This window comes from Pseudomonas serbica (assembly GCF_028823535.1).
Taxonomy (GTDB): domain Bacteria; phylum Pseudomonadota; class Gammaproteobacteria; order Pseudomonadales; family Pseudomonadaceae; genus Aquipseudomonas; species Aquipseudomonas serbica.
This window is the reverse complement of sequence record NZ_JAQIYM010000013.1, coordinates 150,833-170,275: the sequence shown is the minus strand read 5'-3', so window position 1 is coordinate 170,275 and position 19,443 is coordinate 150,833. Positions and strand designations below refer to the sequence as shown.

At 54.8% G+C, this 19,443-nt stretch carries 17 protein-coding genes and 2 pseudogenes; 7 read left to right on the top strand and 12 right to left on the bottom strand.

Features of this window, described 5'->3' with window-relative positions:
* The first annotated feature begins 121 nt into the window (after positions 1-121).
* Both NQL71_RS21960 and NQL71_RS21955 read left to right on the top strand, forming a co-directional pair.
* Positions 122-1,621 (top strand): purine-cytosine permease family protein, encoded by a 1,500-nt coding sequence (locus NQL71_RS21960; RefSeq protein ID WP_274643277.1) that lies wholly within the window; start codon positions 122-124, stop codon positions 1,619-1,621.
* On the top strand, positions 1,618-2,457 hold the full coding sequence (locus NQL71_RS21955; protein ID WP_077182588.1) for a nitrilase family protein: 840 nt from the start codon (positions 1,618-1,620) through the stop codon (positions 2,455-2,457). The genes NQL71_RS21960 and NQL71_RS21955 overlap by 4 nt, the downstream gene beginning before the upstream one ends.
* Before the next feature lie 234 nt (positions 2,458-2,691).
* On the opposite strand, the gene NQL71_RS21950 is transcribed toward NQL71_RS21955, so the two are convergent.
* The 8 genes from NQL71_RS21950 to galB form a co-directional block, all read right to left on the bottom strand.
* Positions 2,692-3,921 (bottom strand): OprD family porin, encoded by a 1,230-nt coding sequence (locus tag NQL71_RS21950; protein ID WP_046815137.1) that lies wholly within the window; start codon positions 3,919-3,921, stop codon positions 2,692-2,694.
* Positions 3,922-4,012: 91 nt separating this feature from the next.
* Positions 4,013-5,326, bottom strand: a complete 1,314-nt coding sequence (locus NQL71_RS21945) for a dicarboxylate/amino acid:cation symporter (protein ID WP_046815138.1) — start codon at positions 5,324-5,326, stop codon at positions 4,013-4,015.
* A gap of 54 nt (positions 5,327-5,380) precedes the next feature.
* Positions 5,381-6,244 carry an amidohydrolase family protein gene (locus tag NQL71_RS21940; RefSeq protein ID WP_077182589.1) on the bottom strand — a complete coding sequence of 288 codons (864 nt, stop codon included), beginning with the start codon at positions 6,242-6,244 and terminating at the stop codon, positions 5,381-5,383.
* Positions 6,245-6,359: 115 nt separating this feature from the next.
* The gene (locus NQL71_RS21935) at positions 6,360-7,244 is read right to left on the bottom strand and encodes a LysR substrate-binding domain-containing protein (protein ID WP_166620251.1); all 885 of its coding nucleotides are present in this window, start codon (positions 7,242-7,244) and stop codon (positions 6,360-6,362) included.
* 38 nt (positions 7,245-7,282) lie between these two features.
* The gene (locus NQL71_RS21930) at positions 7,283-8,194 is read right to left on the bottom strand and encodes an NAD(P)-dependent oxidoreductase (protein WP_046815141.1); all 912 of its coding nucleotides are present in this window, start codon (positions 8,192-8,194) and stop codon (positions 7,283-7,285) included.
* The gene (locus NQL71_RS21925; protein WP_046815142.1) at positions 8,194-9,282 is read right to left on the bottom strand and encodes a 4-oxalomesaconate tautomerase; all 1,089 of its coding nucleotides are present in this window, start codon (positions 9,280-9,282) and stop codon (positions 8,194-8,196) included. Before NQL71_RS21925 ends, NQL71_RS21930 begins: the two co-directional genes overlap by 1 nt.
* Positions 9,283-9,287: 5 nt before the next feature.
* A complete protein-coding gene (locus tag NQL71_RS21920; protein WP_046815143.1) occupies positions 9,288-10,004 on the bottom strand; it encodes a 4-carboxy-4-hydroxy-2-oxoadipate aldolase/oxaloacetate decarboxylase in 717 nt (238 codons plus the stop codon).
* Complete coding sequence (gene galB, locus NQL71_RS21915) at positions 10,001-10,735, bottom strand: 4-oxalmesaconate hydratase (RefSeq protein WP_046815144.1); 735 nt, start codon at positions 10,733-10,735, stop codon at positions 10,001-10,003. The genes NQL71_RS21920 and galB overlap by 4 nt, the downstream gene beginning before the upstream one ends.
* Before the next feature lie 155 nt (positions 10,736-10,890).
* Here galB and NQL71_RS21910 point away from each other — a divergent pair.
* From NQL71_RS21910 to NQL71_RS21895, 4 genes and pseudogenes are all read left to right on the top strand, one after another.
* A pseudogene (locus tag NQL71_RS21910) lies at positions 10,891-11,111 on the top strand (helix-turn-helix domain-containing protein); the annotation flags it as partial.
* A gap of 298 nt (positions 11,112-11,409) precedes the next feature.
* On the top strand, positions 11,410-12,141 hold the full coding sequence (locus NQL71_RS21905; RefSeq protein WP_046815146.1) for a GntR family transcriptional regulator: 732 nt from the start codon (positions 11,410-11,412) through the stop codon (positions 12,139-12,141).
* 133 nt (positions 12,142-12,274) lie between these two features.
* Positions 12,275-13,564, top strand: coding sequence for an MFS transporter (locus NQL71_RS21900; protein WP_046815147.1), 1,290 nt, complete (start codon positions 12,275-12,277; stop codon positions 13,562-13,564).
* 28 nt (positions 13,565-13,592) lie between these two features.
* Entirely contained in the window at positions 13,593-14,456 is an 864-nt protein-coding gene (locus tag NQL71_RS21895) for an amidohydrolase family protein (protein ID WP_046815421.1), read from the top strand.
* Between the two features lie 149 nt (positions 14,457-14,605).
* On the opposite strand, the gene ycaC is transcribed toward NQL71_RS21895, so the two are convergent.
* From ycaC to NQL71_RS21875, 4 genes are all read right to left on the bottom strand, one after another.
* A complete protein-coding gene (ycaC, locus tag NQL71_RS21890; protein WP_274643276.1) occupies positions 14,606-15,232 on the bottom strand; it encodes an isochorismate family cysteine hydrolase YcaC in 627 nt (208 codons plus the stop codon).
* 497 nt (positions 15,233-15,729) lie between these two features.
* Positions 15,730-16,461, bottom strand: a complete 732-nt coding sequence (locus tag NQL71_RS21885) for an anti-sigma factor (protein WP_274643275.1) — start codon at positions 16,459-16,461, stop codon at positions 15,730-15,732.
* Positions 16,458-17,024, bottom strand: a complete 567-nt coding sequence (locus tag NQL71_RS21880; RefSeq protein WP_080956957.1) for a sigma-70 family RNA polymerase sigma factor — start codon at positions 17,022-17,024, stop codon at positions 16,458-16,460. Before NQL71_RS21880 ends, NQL71_RS21885 begins: the two co-directional genes overlap by 4 nt.
* Before the next feature lie 106 nt (positions 17,025-17,130).
* Positions 17,131-17,673 carry a DUF3455 domain-containing protein gene (locus NQL71_RS21875; RefSeq protein ID WP_046815149.1) on the bottom strand — a complete coding sequence of 181 codons (543 nt, stop codon included), beginning with the start codon at positions 17,671-17,673 and terminating at the stop codon, positions 17,131-17,133.
* Between the two features lie 242 nt (positions 17,674-17,915).
* Here NQL71_RS21875 and NQL71_RS21870 point away from each other — a divergent pair.
* Positions 17,916-19,338: pseudogene (locus NQL71_RS21870) on the top strand (IS1182 family transposase).
* Positions 19,339-19,443 lie beyond the last annotated feature (105 nt).

Below are 19,443 nucleotides of genomic sequence, written 5' to 3'. Positions count from 1 at the left end.
GGCGCGAATCTATGTAAACAGTGCGCCTGCGATATTTTACCGTTCAGACCAACCTCCTACATTGCAATGAAACCGGCGCATTGCCCAGAAAAACAACAATTGCCAGCATAGGAACATTCATATGTCAGGGTCCCCACAGTCTGCGCACGCCCTTGAAGCGAGCGGCGGGTTGGCCATCGAAGGCCACTCGATCGATTACATTCCGGAAAACGAACGTCACGCCAAACTCAGCAGCCAGGGACCTTTCTGGTTTCTGGGCAACTTCCACTTCTTCACCATCTCGATCGGTTTCGTCGGCCCAAGCCTCGGCCTGTCGGCGCTGTGGACTATGTTGGCCGGCGCACTGGGCATCATGTTCGGCACCATCTTCATGGCCTTCCACGGTTCGCAAGGTCCGGAAATGGGCCTGCCGCAAATGATCCAGTCCCGTGCACAATTCGGTTATCGCGGCGTGATACTGGCCCTGATGGCGACGATGTTTGTGTTCGTCGGCTTCAATGTGGTGAACATCTCGCTGATCATGAACGGCCTCGAACATGTGTTCGGCATCGACCCGACCATAGTCGCGGTGGCGGTCGTGCTGATCGGCGCATTGCTGTCGATCTACGGCCACGACCTGATGCACAAAGCCTTCAAATGGGCGTTGCTGGCCACGTTGCCGCTGTACGCGCTGGTCACCATCGCCCTGATGTTCGGCGCTGGCCAAGAGGGCGTCACCCCAGCGGCGGACCTCGGTTTCAACTGGGTAGCGTTCGCCACGCTGTTTGCCATTGGCGCCAGCTACAACATTTCCTATGCGCCCTATGTCTCCGACTACTCCCGCTACCTGCCGAAAAACACCAGCAGACCAAAACTGATCGCTGCCGTGTTCATCGGAGCCTCGCTGTCCGGCAGCTGGATGATCGGCCTCGGCGCGTGGCTGGCGCAGCAGCTTAAAGCGGTGGACGCGCTGGTGGCGTTGAGCCAGGTCGGGTCTTCGATGATTCCTGGGTTGGGCAATGTGCTGGTGATCGTCTCGGTGGCGGGGTTCCTGCCGATCATCGCGCTCAACACCTACAGCGCCATGTTGACGCTGCTGACAGGCGTCGACTCAATCAACAAAATCACCCCGACACCCCGCGCCCGGATCCTGTCCATCACTGCGATTAGCGTGGTGCTGCTGACCTGCGTGCTGTCGATCAAAGGCGACGGCATCGCGTTGCTGAACACCTTCCTCGTACTGCTCCTGTACTTCCTCGTGCCCTGGACCGCCGTCAATCTGGTCGACTACTTCTTCGTGCGCAAAGGCCGCTACGCGATCCCGCACTTCTTCACGCCGAAGGGCATTTACGGCGCCTGGCAATTTCGCGGCATCGTCTCGTACCTGATCGGCTTTGCCGCGATGGTGCCGTTCTTCTACATCTTCGATGCCGCGGCCAACAAAGAAGTATTTGTTGGCCCGCTGGCACGCATGCTCGAAGGCGTGGACATCGCTTGGCTGGTGGGCTTGATGGTGTCGGGCCTGACGTACTTTATCCTCAGTCGATCGCTGGACCTCGCGGCGGAACGTCGGGTCATCGATTCAATTACCGAGGGCGACATCATCTCCATGACCAAACTCACTGTGGAGGAGGTGCGTTGAACACTGCAAAAAATACTGTAGTTGCTTGCTGCCAGGTGGCGCCGAAAATCGGCGACCTCGCGTTCAACCGCACACTCACCGAACGCATTATTCGTTCGGCGGCGCGTCAAGGAGCGCAAATCGTGGTGCTGCCTGAACTGGTGCAAAGCGGCTACGTGTTCAACGACCGTGACGAAGCCTTTTCCTTGGCAGAAACAACCGAAGGACCGACCTTGCGTCTATGGACGGCGCTCGCCCGTGAACTGAACCTGGTCGTGGTCGGCGGTTTTTGCGAGCGGCTGGAAGGTGATGAACTGGCCAACAGCGCGGCGATGATCGACGCAAAGGGTTTGCGTGCCGTGTACCGCAAAGCGCACCTTTGGGATGCTGAGTCTGAAATTTTCAGTGTGGGTAACGCCGCTCCACCGGTAGTCGAAACGGTTCATGGACGAATCGGGATGTTGATTTGCTACGACCTGGAGTTCCCCGAGTGGGTGCGACTTCCGGCATTGGCGGGTGCTGAATTGCTTTGCGCGCCGGTTAATTGGCCGGATGGACCGCGGCCACCTACTGAACGTCCGGCGGAAGTGGTGCGGGTTCAGGCGAATGCTTCGGTTAATCGGATGTTTATTGCTGCGTGTGATCGGCATGGGCATGAACGCGGTGTTGGTTGGGTGCAGGGTTCGGTGATTGTCGATGCGGATGGTTATCCCTTGGCAGGGCCGGCGGAGCAGGGGAGTGAGCAGATTTTATTGGCAGCACTGAATCTTGGTGAGGCGCGCAATAAGCGAATCAGTGCACGCAATGATTTGCATCGGGATCGGCGGGAGGGGTTGTATGGAGGTGTCAGGGAATGACGTGGCAGCCCGATCCTGTTCGGTTACCAGGTGCCTGAACTGTTGACGACGTGAGCATTGCACCACGTGAGAACGTGAGAACGGGGACCGTGAGAACGGGGACGGATCTATTTTCCACAAGGTGGCGATAGAATAAATCCGTCCACTTGTTCGCGCATCCAACCCATTGCCGGCAGTCAGGAATGTCTGCAAAAGCGGTAACTCGCCTGAGTGGGGAGGCCACACCTCAGATTATTAAAACGATGTGAAGAGGTAAGTTGCTATTAAGCGTGTCTCGTCGATATCTCTGGCGTCGTCACTACGATAGGTTGCGTTTCTCAACCGTACAGAAAAGCCTTTAAGCTTTCCCTGGAAGGCATAGCTCACATCCACATCGCGCTCCCATTCCTTTTCAGTGCCGACTTTCTTCAATCCATCTCCATGGGTGTACGCGGTAAAAAAGTTCAGCCCAGGAACACCCATGGCTGCAAAGTCGTACCCGTACCGAAGCTGCCAGCTACGTTCGCCTGCACTTGCGAAATCGTGGTATTGCACGTAGTTCGGTAGGTAGGGGTTATTGATGTAAGGAAAGCCGGTTGCGCCCTCCATAACCTGATAGGCCGCTAAGACGCTATGCCCATTGCCTAAGGTGTAGCCCAGCGAAGCAGCGTATGCACGGTTATCAACTTCTCCGGCTTTGGCTGCGCCAACATCACTGCTTGCGAAAGCACGCAGATCAGTAGTCAACGTGCCTGTTCCGATTCGCGTGCTGTGTATCAATCCAGCGAACTGCTGACGGTAAACATCATCAAGTTCGCCATAAAAGTACGTCGCACTCAGCTCGGGTGTCAGCTTGTATGTGCCGCCGCCATATCGGTAGTAGTCGCCGATGCCAGTTGCACGATATCGTCCGTCCTTTACCGCAAGGTTGATGTCCTGAAGATCGGTTGAGTCAGGTGTGATCGTCTTATCGAACTGGGCCAAGTTTATGGTAAGGCGGTCGACGTCAGTAGAGGTAATCTGCCAACCTTGAAACGTCTGGGGGAGCAGCCGGCTATTGTTGTATTGCAGCACCGGTACCTTTGGCAATGACATCCCGTAGCGCAACGAAGTCTCGGATATCTTGAGTTTTGCGCCATAACCTGCTTTTGAGTATTCGTCAGCGGCCTCACCGGAAGCTCGTTTGGGGAGGAGGCCGCTACCAGAGCGATCTGGACTCGAATCCAGCTTGTAGCCTGCAAAGATCAACGCGTCAGCGCCGAAGCCAATGATTCCTGGTGTGTATCCTGATTCATAGTTGAGCAAAAATCCCTGAGCCCATTCTTCTTTTTTCGATACGCCAGCTCCCTGGCGATAATCACCGTTGTAATAGAAGTTTCGGGCTTCTAAACGAATTTTACTATCAGCGATGAAGCTGTCGGCCATAGAGGTGTCGATGTAGAACGATACGGATGCAAGCACAGCTACATATAAGGCGCGGTTCATTTTTATTATTTTCCTGACGCAGGGAGTCGCTGCTCGGTAGTAGACCGAACAGAGACTTTCTAGGGATGTTGTGATCGATAAGGCAGAAGGGTTACTGCTTAGTACCAAGTTCCTTGGCGAGTTTGTCGCGATCTAGCTCCTTCTCCCAAGCTGATACAACCAGTGCCGCGACACCGTTGCCAACCAGGTTAGTCATGGCAAGGCCGGTACCCATGAAACGGTGGATTCCCAGAATCAGCACCATGCCTGCTACAGGGACAAGTGGGACCACCATCAAGGTGCTGGTTAACATGACAAAGGCAGCACCTGAGACACCGCTGGCACCCTTGGAGGTGAGCATGGCCACGATAACCAATGTCAGTTGCTGCGAAAGTGACAGGTCGATGTTCAGCGCTTGTGCGATAAAAAGAACCGCCATCGTCAGGTAGATGTTAGTGCCGTCGAGGTTGAATGAGTAACCCGTAGGAATGACCAAGCCAACAACGGGTTTTGAGCAGCCCAGACGCTCCATCTTTTCCATAATTTGTGGCAGTACCACTTCAGAGGAGCTGGTTCCGAGAACGACCAACAGTTCCTCTTTGATGTAGGAGATGAAGCGAAGAATACTAAACCCACAGACTCTCGCCACACCGCCCAAAACGACGATCACAAACAATGCGCAAAGCACGTAGAAGCTGCCTACCAGTTTCATCAGTGGCAGCAGTGAGCCAACTCCGTAAGTACCTACGGTGAAAGCGATGGCGCCGAATGCGCCGACAGCGGAGAGCTTGGCAATGATGTGTACGATGCGAAAGAACACGCCGGAGAGACCTTCGATCATGTCGTAGACCGGCCGGCCCTTTTCACCCATAGCTGACAACGAGCATCCGAAAAGCACTGAGACCAGCAATATGCAAAGGACGTTGCCCTCGGCAAATGCCTGCACAAATGTCGAGGGGATGATTCCCATCAGGAATTCGACCATATGCATGTGTTGTGCTTTTTCAGCGAATCCGGTGACCGCCGATGCATCCAGGGTATTGACGTCCACATTGAAGCCACCACCTGGATTGAAAAGGTGACCACCGATAAGGCCAATCAGCAGCGAAACGGTCGAAATCACTTCGAAGTAGAGCAGTGCTTTGCCACCTACTCGACCAACCTTTTTCAAATCGCGCATTCCTGCGATGCCAGTGACGACTGTGCAGAAAACTACTGGGCCGATGATCATCTTGATTAGCTTGATGAAAGCATCACCCAGCGGCTTAAGGTCAGCGGCAAAGGTGGGCCAAAAGTGGCCGACGGCGACGCCTGCGATAATCCCTAGAAGTACTTGAAAGTACATTGCGCGATAGAAGGGCGGCTTGGTCTTCACCTTGATCGGAACGGTTACTTCGACCTGAGCGGTTGCTGGGCTAGGATTCATGGCGGTCACTCACTGAAAGTCTTATTTTTGGAGGTGCAGCGAAGGCTGTTGCGGTTATCGTCCGTAAAGCTTCATGGGGTTCTCGACCAATAGCTTTTGACGCAACTGAGGGTCGGTACAGAACTTGAACATCAGATCTACTAACTCCCCGTCGTTGGGCATATCTTTGCTAATGTTCGGATGCGGCCAGTCAGTGCCCCACAGCACGCGGTCTGGAGCGATTTCAATCAGTCTCTCTGCAAAGGGAACCGCGTCTTCGAATGGGCGACGGCCCACTGATACCCTTTCCGCGCCACATACCTTCACCCACGCCAATGGATTCTCCATCAGTTGCTGCAAGGCAATGAAGGACTGCTGCTCAATGCCATCCTGAGCTTTGACCCGCCCCATGTGATCGATGATGAAAGGTACGGGGATACGCGCGAGTCTTTCCGAGTAGGTCAGGATGTCTTGCGCATCAAGGTGTAGGACTACATGCCATCCCAGATCAGCCAGGCGATCAACAGTGCTGTCAAAGACATCCAGGTCTGGCGCGCCACCCAGATGTGCAACGAAGTTGAATCGCACCCCACGAACACCTCCAGCGTCCATCTCGGCAAGCTGCTTATCGGTTTCACTGCCGTCCACGATGGCTATCCCTCGATACCGCCCTTCGCTACGAGCGATAGCGTCCAACATCGCGCGATTGTCGCTGCCATGACAGCTGGCTTGGACAATCACACCACGAGTGAACCCCAGGTGGTCGTGCAACGCCCGCAAAGTTTCAAAAGGTGCGTCGGGCGGTGTATAGCTGCGATCTTCGGCATAGGGAAATTCAGCCCCGGGGCCAAATACATGGCAGTGGGCATCCCAAGCACCCACAGGAAGTGACTGCATAGGTTTTGTAGGATGGGAATCAGGTGCGAGGCAGGTTTTCATCTCGTGTCCTTTGGTCATTGTTAGCGGAAGCGATAGCCCCGATGGTGGCGGTCTCTACGCTCGACAACAACCAGATGCGGGCTCTAGCAGTTATGCTGATTTAGCATGCGCTTGCTTAGGCTATGCAGATTTCACGAACCAGAGCCATTGTCTCTACTGCCAAGCGAGACAAGGGGCGTTGCTCAAACGTGCCGATGAATAGATGTGTCTGGATAGATGGATCAACGATCTGCGCAGCTTTGAGCCCCTCCAGTTTCCCGTCTCTATTAGCGAGAGCCGAGCGAAAAAGCACACCGTAGCCCATGTTGAGGTTGATGAGTTCCAGCAGTGACGGAATGCTATCGATTTCCAGACATACGTTGAGGTGCACTTCGTGACGTGAGGCTTCACTTTCGATGAGACGACGTATGGAGTGAGGTTCGCTGGGAGTGATCAAAGGGTATTGACCCAAGTCTTTCATCGCTACCTGGGCGGGAAGGTTCGAGTGCTGGCCACCGATGAGCATCAGTGGCTCTGAATGGATGTGCTCATACTGCAATTGAGCGCTGTGGCCAGGATTGAAGAGTAGGGCGAAATCCAGGCGACCGAGTAGCAGCCACTCGCGCATCGAGTGAGTCAGACCCTCTTTGATCCCTAATATGCAGTCGGGAAAGCGTTCGCGAAAGGCCGATACCAGTGCCACGGTGTGTCGTCGGGAAATGCTGGGAGGAAGCCCGACGACCACTTTGCCCGACAAGGTATCGCGTTGTTCGCGGAGATCCTCACGAGCCACTTGCACTTGACGCAAGATTCCTTTGCCATGATCGAACAAGCGTTGTCCGGAAGCGGTAAGCAATACCCCTCGACCATTTCGCAGCAGTAGATGCTCCTGCAGTTCGACCTCAAGTTGCCTAACTTGACGGCTGACAACCGACTGGGAAATGTTCAGTACAGCCGCCGCCTTGGTGAAACTTCCGAACTCGGCCACCCTTACGAAACATTCGAGCTGTTTTAGATCCATGAGCGCGACTCTGGTAAAAGGCTATGTTACCGCTTTTCCTATATAGCGCTTTCACGGGCTACTGGACTGCCATACAACGTGTCGATTAGGTTTGGCCAGTCGAATGGCTCAAGACTTGGGTAACCGATATCAGCGTCACGCATGGCGTCGACGAGCCCTTTTTGAGCATCGACGATGGCAAGACTCATGTTCGGAACAACGTCTACGTCGCGAGAAGTTTTCGCCACCTCCTTCATTTCCTCAGATCGACGCCGACCATGTTCGGCCACACGACTTATCAAGTAGTGAGGCAGAGTGTCGTCCCAACCCATTTGCGGGAAACTTTCGTGCAACGACGCCAGCACCTCATCCTCGGCATGGTACTGGCGAGCAGTACTCAGGCATTCGGTTGTGAGCGCTTCCAGGCCTTTAATCATGATGCTTCGACACATCTTGATTGCTGATGCTACGCCGATCACGTTGGCCACTACCCGCACGTTCATTCCTAGCTCGCCCAATCGTTCGGCAACCTGGTCAGCACGTTCGCCGCCCAAAAGAATGGGGGTTTTCAAGCGCTGGGGGGGGACTGGTGCCATGACAGCCGCATCGATGTAATCGATGCCGTATTGCTGCATGGCCGTAGCCGCTGCACGCTTCGTAGAGGGGGCGACCGAGTTGATGTCGATGAACAGTTGTCCACGCCTCATCAGTGGCGCCGCGTTCAGTGCGACTTCGAGTGCGTTATCCGCCGTGACTGCTGATATTACCCACTCGCCAAGCGCTATCGCCTGAGCCGCACTTTCACATAGTTGAACGCCACACCGTTGAGAGCGAACACGCAGTGCAGTTCGTTGAGCAGGATCTTCAAGGAGTCGATCATAGGCGTAGATTTTTACATCCAGCGCGGCGAGGTCTTGGCCGAAAATAGCGCCTGCTTCGCCGAAACCGATTAGAGACAAGGTTGTGGTCATTATGATTTCACCGAGTTTTGCCAGATATCGCCAGGGATGAGAACGTTACCGTCGAACAGAAGTCGGGCCGTGCGCACCAATCCGCACCCGGCTACCTGACCGGCAATCAAACGAAGCTCGACCGTAAACTCTCCCGTTGGATGCTCAACAGACAATTGCACTCGATCAGCTGTTTCCACTTGGGCTAGGTTGCTTGCAACTGTCCCCCCAACCTGGCAAGCAGAGGCGACACTGACAGCGCCGAACACCCCGATCGATGTGTGACAGCGATGAGGAATGAAGGTACGGCTGCAAATTGCGCCACCATTGCGAGGGGCAGCTATCAATGACATTTTCGGTACTGTGCGCTCGCGGACATCCCCCAGATTCATCAAAGGGCCCGCTTGCAGTCGGATTGATTCCAATAACGCTTTGAGCTCGATGTTGGCGTCCAATTGCTCGGGGAGCTCGTAACCCGTGCAACCCACATCAGCGGCCCTGATCAGTACAACAGGCATCCCGTTGTCGATACACGTGACTTCGATACCGTCGATGCGATCAATGGCGTGACCAGTCGGTAGCAGTGTTCCGCAACTGGAGCCGGCAATGTTTTCAAACTCGACAATCAGTGGGGCACTGGTGCCTGGAACACCGTCGATTCGAGTCTCACCAGCGTACTCAATGATGCCGCCTGGCGTGGGTACATTAGCTACAGCGATCTGGCCGGTATTGACCATGAAAATCCGCACGCTTGTCTGCGATTTGTCGGTGTTTATCAGCCCACGCTCAATCGAAAATGGGCCGACGCCAGCGAGGATGTTTCCACAGTTCTGGCCGTAATCAACTTGAGCTTGATCGACTGAGACCTGGGCAAACAGGTAATCGACATCCGCATCCGGACGATCTGAGCGACTGATGATTGCGACTTTGCTGGTCAGAGAGTTTGCCCCACCGATGCCGTCGATCTGGCGTGCATCGGGAGATCCCATGACGGCCAAAAGTACTCGGTCACGCAGCTTGCCTTCGGGCGGCAGGTCGTCGGCCATGAAGTAAGCACCCTTGGAGGTACCTCCACGCATCAAGAGACACGGAATACGAGTCTGGTGCATGAAGGTTATCCTTGCAGGTCAGTGAGACTGTCGTGGTATCTCAGGCCTCGGTCAGCGAGCTTCTGACGCATCTCGTAGATATCCAGCCCCAATTCACCCGCTGCCAGGCGTACGCGTTTCTCTTCTTCGAGCCGAGCGCGTTTTCGGCTGGTTTCAAACACTTCGGGTAACTCGTCTCGGCGGACAACGACTACGCCATCATCGTCTGCCACGATAACGTCTCCGGGCTCGACCAATTGGCCAGCGCAGATGATTGGCACATTGACTGAGCCCAGGGTTTCCTTGACGGTACCCTGGGCATGAACTGCCCGCGACCATACCTTGAAGCCCATGTCGCGTAGTGTTCGGGTATCGCGTACACCGGCGTCAATGATCAGGGCGCGTACTCCCCTGGCCATTAACGAGGTGGCGAGCAAGTCGCCGAAGTAGCCATCGGAGCAGGGCGACGATGTCGCGACCACAAGAATATCGTCGGGTTGGCATTGTTCGACTGCTACGTGAAACATCCAGTTGTCACCAGGCGCGACCAACACGGTTACCGCTGTTCCGCTAATGCTCTGGTTTTGCTGGATCGGGCGAATGGCGCAATCTAGCAGGCCTTTACGCCCCTGGGCTTCATGCACGGTGGCAACCCCAAAGCGATCCAGTTCGTCGATCAACGCCGAGTCAGCACGGGGAATATTGCGTACGACAATGCCGGTTTTTCCGATCAATGTGCTCATGCCAAGTTCTCCGTTACCCGTGGGAAGATGCTTTGGTAGCCCTCTGCGTAAACGATGTTGCGGGTGGAGGCGATGCCCACGTTGCGTTTGGCCTGCACTCCACGTTGCAGCGCAACACGGGTGTAGTACTCCCAGAGATGTTCCTGGCCTGCCATGCACTGGATGGCGGCATATTTTTTGTCCCAGACCTCAGTGATATCCAGCAGTACATCCGGGCGCCATTCACATTGCTCAGGCTGATGGGGTTCGAAACTGTAGACAGGCGGGGCCCCCACAATTTTCTCGCCAGGTTTGTAGCCTTCAGCCTGGGCGATGATGCGGGCTTCCTGCGTCAGGTTCATCGCTAGCGGGTGATCATAGTTGTAGGGGTCTTTGATCGAGTGACTGAGGACAAACTCCGGTTGAACGCGACGAAATACATCGGCTAAGCGAAACAGCGTTTCTTTGTCGGCCCGCATCGGGTAGTCGCCGATATCGAAAAACTCCACGCTCGCGCCAAGGATCTCCGCTGCGGCTTCAGCCTCGCTGCGACGCGCTGTTTTGACCTTGTCTTCAGACATATCGCCTTTGCGCCAGAGCTTGGCCGACTCACCTCTCTCTCCATAGGAAAGGCACACGATGTGAACAGCGTGACCTTGTTGAGCATGCAGGGCTATGGCGCCACCAGCGCGCCAAACGAAGTCGGCAGAGTGGGCGCTGACAACCAGTGCGGTTTTTGTTTTTTCGATCATTGGAGGGCTCCTTTTGCGGTTGTTTGATAGAGCCCACGTTCGCATTTGAGGAGGGAGTTGAATAATGCGTTCGGCGGTAGTGGGTATACGTTTTACTTATCGCGATGGGTTCTGCATGTTGTGCATCTGCTTCCTCGAAAATTCGGTAGATGCACATGCACAGTCTTGAACTACCGAATCTCATGCAGATTCGGGCGTTCCTTCGTGTCGTCGAATACAGAGTGTTTCCAAGGCATCCGCTGTCCTTTTTCGTGGTCAGCCTGTTGTGACGCTCTCCATCCATTCTTTAGAGAAACGGCTCGGTATTTCGCTGTTTGAGCGACACGTCGATGGTATGCGTCTGACTGAGTATGGTGAGTGCATCGTGCATCGTGCATCGTGCCTCGGACTAGCAGGGCAATGGATGCGTTTTTCGCCCACATCGGCATCACTGTACCTAGCCCAGTGATTGAAACGGGCGATTTGGCGATTTTGCGCGGCGTGTTGTTACGTTCAGACATGCTCGCCGCCAAACAGCTTGAGAGGTTCATAGCTTGCATGGCTTTGACTAGCCTTCAGACATGGCAGCCATTCGTCTGCAAGACGACTCGACCCTTCTTGACAGCCGAGTCGTCTGGGGAAATACTCGACGCAAAATTCATATAGATGACTATATAACAAGGTGAATAAAGTCCATGAGTTCTCTCCCCAGTGATACTCGCCTGCCGCTCTACCAACGCCTGCGTGACCAATTGGCTGAGCAGATCGCCAACAATCGCTGGCGTCCTGGTGAGGCGATTCCTACCGAGGCTGTGCTTTCAGCGGAGTACCAGCTGTCTACCGGCACGGTGCGAAAAGCAATTGATGCGTTGGTCAGTGAGGGCATTCTGGAGCGTCAGCAGGGGCGAGGGACTTTCATTCGCCGACCGCAGTTTCAATCCTCTTTGTTCCGCTTCTTTCGTTTCCAAACTGCTTCCGGTGAGCGCCAGGTACCGGAGAGCCGCATCCTCTCGATCGAGCCAGTTGCCGCACCCTCGGCCGTAGCGCAAGCGCTAGGATTGCCGGTCGATGCGCCGGTAATTCGTATTGTCCGTGTGCGTCTGCTCGATGTTAAGCCAGTGCTCGCTGAAGAAATCTGGTTGCCCCGCAACCGCTTTCAGCCGCTTCTGGAGATCGACCTGAGTCGCAAAGGGCCGCTGCTTTATCCGATTTACGAAGAGGTGTGCGGACAGGTTGTCGCATCGGCCGAAGAAACGCTGACCGCTGAATCAGTGAATGACCTGCATGCTCGATTGCTGCAAGTACCCGTAAACAGTCCGGTGGTGGTGATTGAGCGTCTGGCCCGGGATTACGCCGGTACGCCACTGGAGTGGCGCCGTTCTCGCGGGCACGCAGAGCACTTCCGCTACAGCGTGGATATTCGCTAGCGCCTGCCCGTGTAGCGAATTGTTCAGCGACGCCCAGGTCGTCGCTGGTTTCCTGATTGTTTGCCAAAACTGGCCCTGTAGCGGTGCGGTTCGCTCTCGGCTGCCTTACGTTCTACTTATAAGGATAAGAATCATGTTTAGCTGGTATCGCCAAGTCACTCCTCGGGAGCGCAAAACGTTTTGGGCCTGCTTCGGCGGATGGTCGCTCGACGCATTGGAAGTACAAATGTTCGGCCTGGCGATTCCAGCGCTGATCGCCGCTTTCGCACTGACCAAGGGCGATGCGGGGCTGATCAGCGGAGTTACGCTGGTGACATCAGCCATCGGCGGTTGGGTAGGGGGGACATTGTCCGACCGTTACGGCCGTGTGCGCACGCTGCAGTGGATGATTTTGTGGTTCTCTTTCTTCACTTTTCTTTCCGCGTTCGTCACCGGATTCCATCAGTTGCTGGTCGTCAAGGCACTGCAAGGCTTCGGTATTGGTGGAGAATGGGCCGCCGGCGCAGTACTGATGGCCGAGACCATCAACCCTAAATTTCGTGGCAAGGTGATGGGCACAGTGCAGAGCGCCTGGGCTGTGGGTTGGGGGCTGGCGGTCGGTGTATTTGCGTTGATTTACTCGTTCGTGCCGCAGGATATGGCCTGGCGTGTGATGTTTATCGTTGGCTTGCTGCCGTCGTTCCTGATTATCTGGGTACGGCGCAATGTTGAGGAGCCTGACAGTTTCCAACGTCTGCAAAAAGAAAAAGCCATCCCGCAAAGTTTCTTCAAATCCCTGGCAGGTATTTTCCGTCCCGAACTGATCCGCGTGACACTATTCGGTGGCCTGTTGGGCTTGGGCGCGCACGGTGGTTACCACGCGGTGATGACCTGGCTGCCGACGTTCCTCAAGACTGAGCGTAACCTTTCGGTGTTGAACTCTGGTGGTTACCTGGCGGTGATCATCTTCGCCTTCTGGTGCGGGTGTGTGGTCAGTGGATTTTTGATCGACCGCATTGGCCGTCGTAAAAACATCGTGCTGTTTGCGTTGTGCTGTGTCGTCACTGTGCAGTGCTATGTGTTCCTGCCACTGACCAATACCCAGATGCTGTTCCTGGGATTCCCGCTCGGATTCTTCGCGGCAGGCATTCCAGCCAGCCTCGGGGCATTGTTCAACGAACTGTACCCCGCTGACGTGCGCGGCGCCGGTGTGGGTTTCTGCTACAACTTTGGCCGGGTGCTCTCCGCGGTCTTCCCATTCCTGGTCGGTCACATGAGCGACTCCATGTCCTTGGGGTCTGCGATCGGTATCGACGCAGGAATTGCCTATGGTGTAGCGGTGATCGCGGCGCTTTGTCTACCGGAAACCCGTGGTCGTGCCCTCGAAGCCTCGAATACTTTGGTGCAATCCACGGTCAACGGTAACGAGAGTGCGCGGGCCTGATGACCCTTACCTTCGAATGATGAAAGCCATGCCTGATACCTGTAATACGCCGATCACCGGCATCGATTCCCATGCTCACGTGTTCAATCGTGAGCTGAACCTGGCCGCCGTGCGGCGTTATACCCCTGGCTACGACGCCACGCTCAAGAACTACCTGGCGCATTTGCGAGCCCATGGTCTGAGTCATGGTGTGTTGGTGCAGCCAAGTTTTCTGGGTACCGACAACAGCTACCTGCTAGACGCGTTGCGCCAGGCGCCGGAGGCGTTAAGAGGGGTCGTGGTGCTGGATCGTGACATCAGTCGCGATGCATTGAACGACATGGCTCGGATTGGTGTGGTGGGCGTTCGCTTGAACCTTATGGGGAAAGTCTTGCCTGACTTTCGCGACGCTGCTTGGAAGGACTTCTTTGGCCACATCGCTGAACTGGATTGGCATGTGGAGTTACACCGCCACGTGGAGGATTTACCGAAATTGATCCGTCAGCTGATGCCATTTGGCATCAAACTCGTGATCGATCACTTCGGTCGTCCGGATGCCCGTTTGAGTGTTGATCAACCAGGCTTTCGCGAGATGCTAGAACTGGGGGTAAGCGGGCAGGTATGGATGAAAGTTTCCGGCATCTATCGATTGGAAGGAACGGATCAACAGAACCTGAAATTTGCTCGGATTGCCTTACCACTACTGTTGCAGGGTTTCGGTGTGCGCCGTTTGGTTTGGGGCAGCGATTGGCCACACACCCAGCATGAAGACAGCATTGGTTTCGGTACGGTGGTGGAGCAGTTTCAAGCGCTGGAGTGTTCGACTCAGATTATGCGGTCGTTGCTAGTGGAAGCTCCCGGAGAGTTATTCGGTTTTCATTCTGGCTGTGAACTGTTGACTCTCGGCGGTTAAGGAGAGGGCTGTTAAAGCCCGAACACCGGCGAACTCGTCGAAAGGGCCCGTTGAGGGGCCCATTTCATTAAGCGAAATGAAGCGAGTCCACATGAAACCATGCCTAAAGCCCGCAAAAGCGGGCCTTGGGTTGCAAACCGGAATTACGATTAGCGTGCAGTCAACGCCGAGTAGCTGTTCATCAAGTTGCGATAGTTTGGAATGCGCTGGGACAAGAGATTACCCAGGCCTTCGATGTCGTTGCGCCAGTCGCGCTGTAGCTCACAAGCCACCGAGAACCAGTTCATCATTTGCGCACCCGCCTGTGTCATACGGTTCCAGGCTGCCTGTTGCACAGTAGTGTTGAACGTACCGGAAGAGTCGGTTACTACGAACACGTCAAAACCCTCTGCCAGTGCCGACAAGGTCGGAAAGGCTACACAGACGTCAGTGACCACACCGGCAATGATCAACTGCTTGCGACCGGTGGCCTTGATTGCCTTGACGAAATCTTCGTTATCCCACGCGTTGATTTGGCCTGGGCGGGCGATATAAGGCGCGTCAGGAAACATCTCTTTCAGCTCCGGCACCAATGGACCATTTGGGCCTTGCTCGAAGCTGGTGGTGAGAATGGTCGGCAGCTCGAAAAAACTGGCTACGTCTGCCAGGGCCAGCACGTTGTTCTTGAACTCGTTGGGTGAAAAGTCCTGAACCAGAGAAATCAGGCCGGTCTGGTGATCGACCAACAGCACTACTGCGTCGTCTTTGTTCAAGCGGTTGTAGGTAGCGTTGCTCATGATGAAGTCCTTTTGAAGTGAGTGAATGTTGTCGTTCAACATGGGCTCAGATTAAGGATCTGGAGGGTGGGGAAAAAGCAGGTGAAATGCGTTTAACTGTCAACTGAGATGAGACAGTTCAGATCATTCTTGAATTGGAGGTGTTTTGAGGGCGATGCCTGACCTGCTTCCTCTTCTTTCTTGGGCGGTATGCAAGAGGGCGCGCTAAAATTTTGCGCCGTATCGTTGCCGTATCCATTGAGAAAAATGTCATTGCTTTTGAGTGAATGGTTTAGGGGAGCCATTCAAGGGTATAGGGGAGAGCTTTTATCGTCCGTGCGGGAATTGATCAGAACTTGAAACGCCTTATCGATTAATTTGACTTGTCGTAGCGAACATTAATGCGCTGATACGCAGCAAGCAGCATCTTGGGAACTTGGTTATCGGTGTGCTTTCTTCAGTCCTCTCAAGCACACATTCGCCGTCTGCACAGCGGCCTTTTCATCCACAGCGCTCGCTCAGATCACTTTAACGGCCCGTCCTATGAACTGAATCGGTCCTGTGGGTTTGCCAGTCGGCGATCCATTGGGGTTTTCCAGCGTCAACTCAAAAAGTTGGTTGGGTTCCAGCGGTGGCAATCTATCCAGGGGTACAGAAAGCGTTTGTCCAGGTTTGACCAGTCCAAGGGATACCGGACCTTGCCAGCCGTCACCCTTGGTCCAGAACTCAAGTGCTTTGTCGATTGGGACTTGCGCGACCCCTAATGGTATCAGTTGGATTTCTCTTGGGCTGCTGGCCTGTATCACCCAGCCGGGCGCCTGATTCTGGGGAGCCACCAGAACGACCAGGTAGGTGGTCGGATTCACCGGCGCTGTTTGTGTCAGCAGCATTGTTCCGAGCAACAACGCTGCGGCCAGACCTGTCCCCGCCAGCCCACGCCATAGCGGCAGAAGGTTCCACCATGAGATTCGCTGCGCGCTGGCCGTCACTCGTGGTGCTCGTCGGTCAATGCCGTTCAAGCTGCGCTCGATACGCCCCCAGAGTAATGCAGTAGGTGTTTGCGGTTCAGCCAGTTCGGTCAACGCAAGCAAACGTTGTTCCCACGCATCCACAACCGCTCGCAAATCGGCGTCATGAGCGAGACGCTTTTGTACTTCGCTACGACGCTCTGCCGACAACGTGCCTAACACATACTCACTCGCCAGCTCTTCAATGTTGTCGGGGCTTTCATCCTGTGGGCTCATGGTCATCTCATGCACTCGCGCAATGCCACCAGACTGCGTTTGATCCAGGCTTTGACGGTCCCTAGCGGTGCGCCCAGTTTCTGTGAAATTTCTGAGTGCGAATAGCCGTCGACATACGCATGAAGGATGCAGTTGCGACGTGCCGGCTCCAGTTGCTCGAGGCACACATAAATACGCCCTGAACGGGCTCGATAATCGAAGGCATCCACATCCTCCAGCGATGCCTCCATGGACGCTGAATCTTGCAGTGCTGTTTCCCGTTGCTCACTGACTTGTACCTCCCTGGCGCTATCACGCATGAAGTTGAGCGCCATATGCCGCGTTACGCAGAAAATCCAACCACGGGCAGAGCCTCTCGCCGGATCGAAACTGGCGGCACGGGTCCAAATCTTGATAAAGACATCGTGCACGATGTCTTCGGCCAGGGCGTTATCACGAGCGATGCGCTTGGCAACACCCAAAAGACGAGCACTTTCCTGCTCATACAAGTCCCGCAGTGCCTGCTGCTCGCCTCGGGCGCAAGCAATCAGGCAGGCTTCATAGTCAAAAAAGGGCTCAGGCAAGGACAAGGTTTTCAGCCATCAGCAGGTGGTAAATACCCCAGCCATAGGGCTGGGGTTGCATCGAAACAGAGTAGACGACTTGTGCGCCGACAACCTGGTCTGGATCGTTGGCTTAATTGGCTGCCCAAAAAATATAGTCAGCCTGATATTTCACTACCTCCCGTTTGCCTCTGTTTGCGGCGGAGCATTCGGTCATGGGCGCTACGCCTCCCTTAATGGCCACCCGCTGGATGTAACTGACACCGTTCATCGCGCCTTTACCTTCAGCAGGGTTGGCCTTGACCAATTGATAAGGGAGGTCGCCGGTACCCGAGGGGGCCACTGCCAGTTGTGTCCCTGTGATTTTAGAGCCGTCCTTAGCTTGCCAGGTAGCAGGCGGTCCGAAGTAAGTGCCAACCTGTATGCCGTTGCGATCATTGAGTACCGCTTTGGGGCCGACGAAAGTCCACTCAGTCTGGCCAATGGCGTTAGCCTTGTCGCGACACTCATACGTGATTTCGCCCGTCCCCACGGTCTCCAGCGCGATCTTATGACCGTCCGGGACCCTGATGGTGTCGGGCAGGTCTGTTTGCGCATAGGCAGCTGGCACAGTGACCAACAGGCAGGTAGCTGCAAGCGTAGTACTAACAGTGCACAGGAATCGTTTCGCGTTCATGCAAGTCTCTCCAGAAAGTGGTCAGTTCAGCAGCTATGGCTACTACCTTTACTACCCGCGGGAGGATTATCTGGATGCACCTGATTGAAAAAATATCTGTGGAGAAAAAGTCGTAGCGTAGACCCGCCAATTTGAACGACGGACAGGCGCAGTGTGGAATGGCGGCTTCTGGCCCAGAGTGTGTAAAAACGCCCGGACAAACCCTTGCTATGATTTCTGAGAATTTCATCGCAAGGGAACCCATGAAACGGTTTATCCAGGGTGAACACCGAGGTCAAAACACCTTACTTCCCGAAAGCCTCGACGACTATGTCAGCGATACCCATCCGGTACGCATGGTTGACGTTTTCGTCGATGAACTCAACCTGGCCAAGCTGGGTTTTGATGGCGTCATTCCAGCCGAAACCTGCATACCACCCTGCGATCCTGCTGAAGATCTATATCTACGGTTACCTCAACCGCATTCAGTCGAGCCGACGCCTTGAGCGAGAAGCCCAGCGCAACGTCGAGCTGATGTGGTTAACCGGGCGTTTGATGCCCGACTTCAAAACCATCGCCAACTTCCGAAAAGACAACAGCAAAGGCATTCGTGGGGTCTGCCGCCAGTTCGTTGTCCTGTGCCAGCAGTTGGGGCTTTTCGAGGAAAACCTGATCGCCTTCGACGGCAGTAAATTCAAGGCGGTGAACAATCGTGACCGCAACTTCACCAGCGCCAAACTAAAACGGCGAATGGAAGAAATTGAGTCGAGCATCAACCGTTACCTGACTGCGCTTGATGCGGCTGATCGGAAGGTTCCAACTGCCTCCGTGCTAGATGCCACGCGTCTGGAAGAGAAAATCGCGAAACTTAAAACTCAAATGAAAGAGCTTCTGGTGATCGAGGTTCAGCTCAACGAGTCGCCTGACAAACAGGTCTCACTGACCGATCCTGACGCCCGTTCGATGAAGACACGCGGCAACGGAATCGTCGGCTACAACGTGCAAACAGCGGTCGATACCCAGCACCATTTGATCGTGGTTCACGAGGTCACCAACGCTGGTTCTGACCGAGACCAACTCAGCTCGATGGCGAAGCAGGCTCGGGAAGCGATGGCCTCAGAAACGCTATCGGTACTGGCTGATCGAGGCTACTTCAAGGGCGAGGAAATCCTTGCCTGTCACGACGCAAACATCACCGCCTATGTACCAAAGCCAATGACCTCCAGTGCCAAGGCGGAAGGACGATTCAATAAAGATGCCTTCGTTTATGACCCGACGAAAAACGAATATGTCTGTCCGGCGGGAGAAGCGCTGATCTGGCGCTTCTCAAGCGTTGAAAAAGGCATGAATATGCACTGCTACTGGAGTTCACGTTGCCAGAGTTGCGCGCTAAAACCCCAGTGCACACCGAGTACGGAGCGGCGAGTCCGTCGCTGGGAACACGAGGCCGTGCTGGAGGAAATGCAGCGTCGAATGAATCATGCACCTGACATGATGCGAGTTCGAAAAAGGACTGTTGAGCATCCCTTCGGGACGCTCAAACAATGGATGGGCTCGAAGCACTTCCTGACTCGTAAGTTGGTCGGAGTCAGCGCGGAGATGAGCCTCAACGTGCTCGCCTACAATATGAAACGAGTCATGAAAATCATCGGTACAGAAGGCTTATTGAAAGCGATGGCGACGTAAAAGCCCCAGCATGCTGCTCCAAGAGGCGCTAAAGCGCTTAATAAACGCTTTGCAGCGCTACCGGTGCTAATCATGGCAAATGTTTAGGTAATCGCCTCGCCCAAG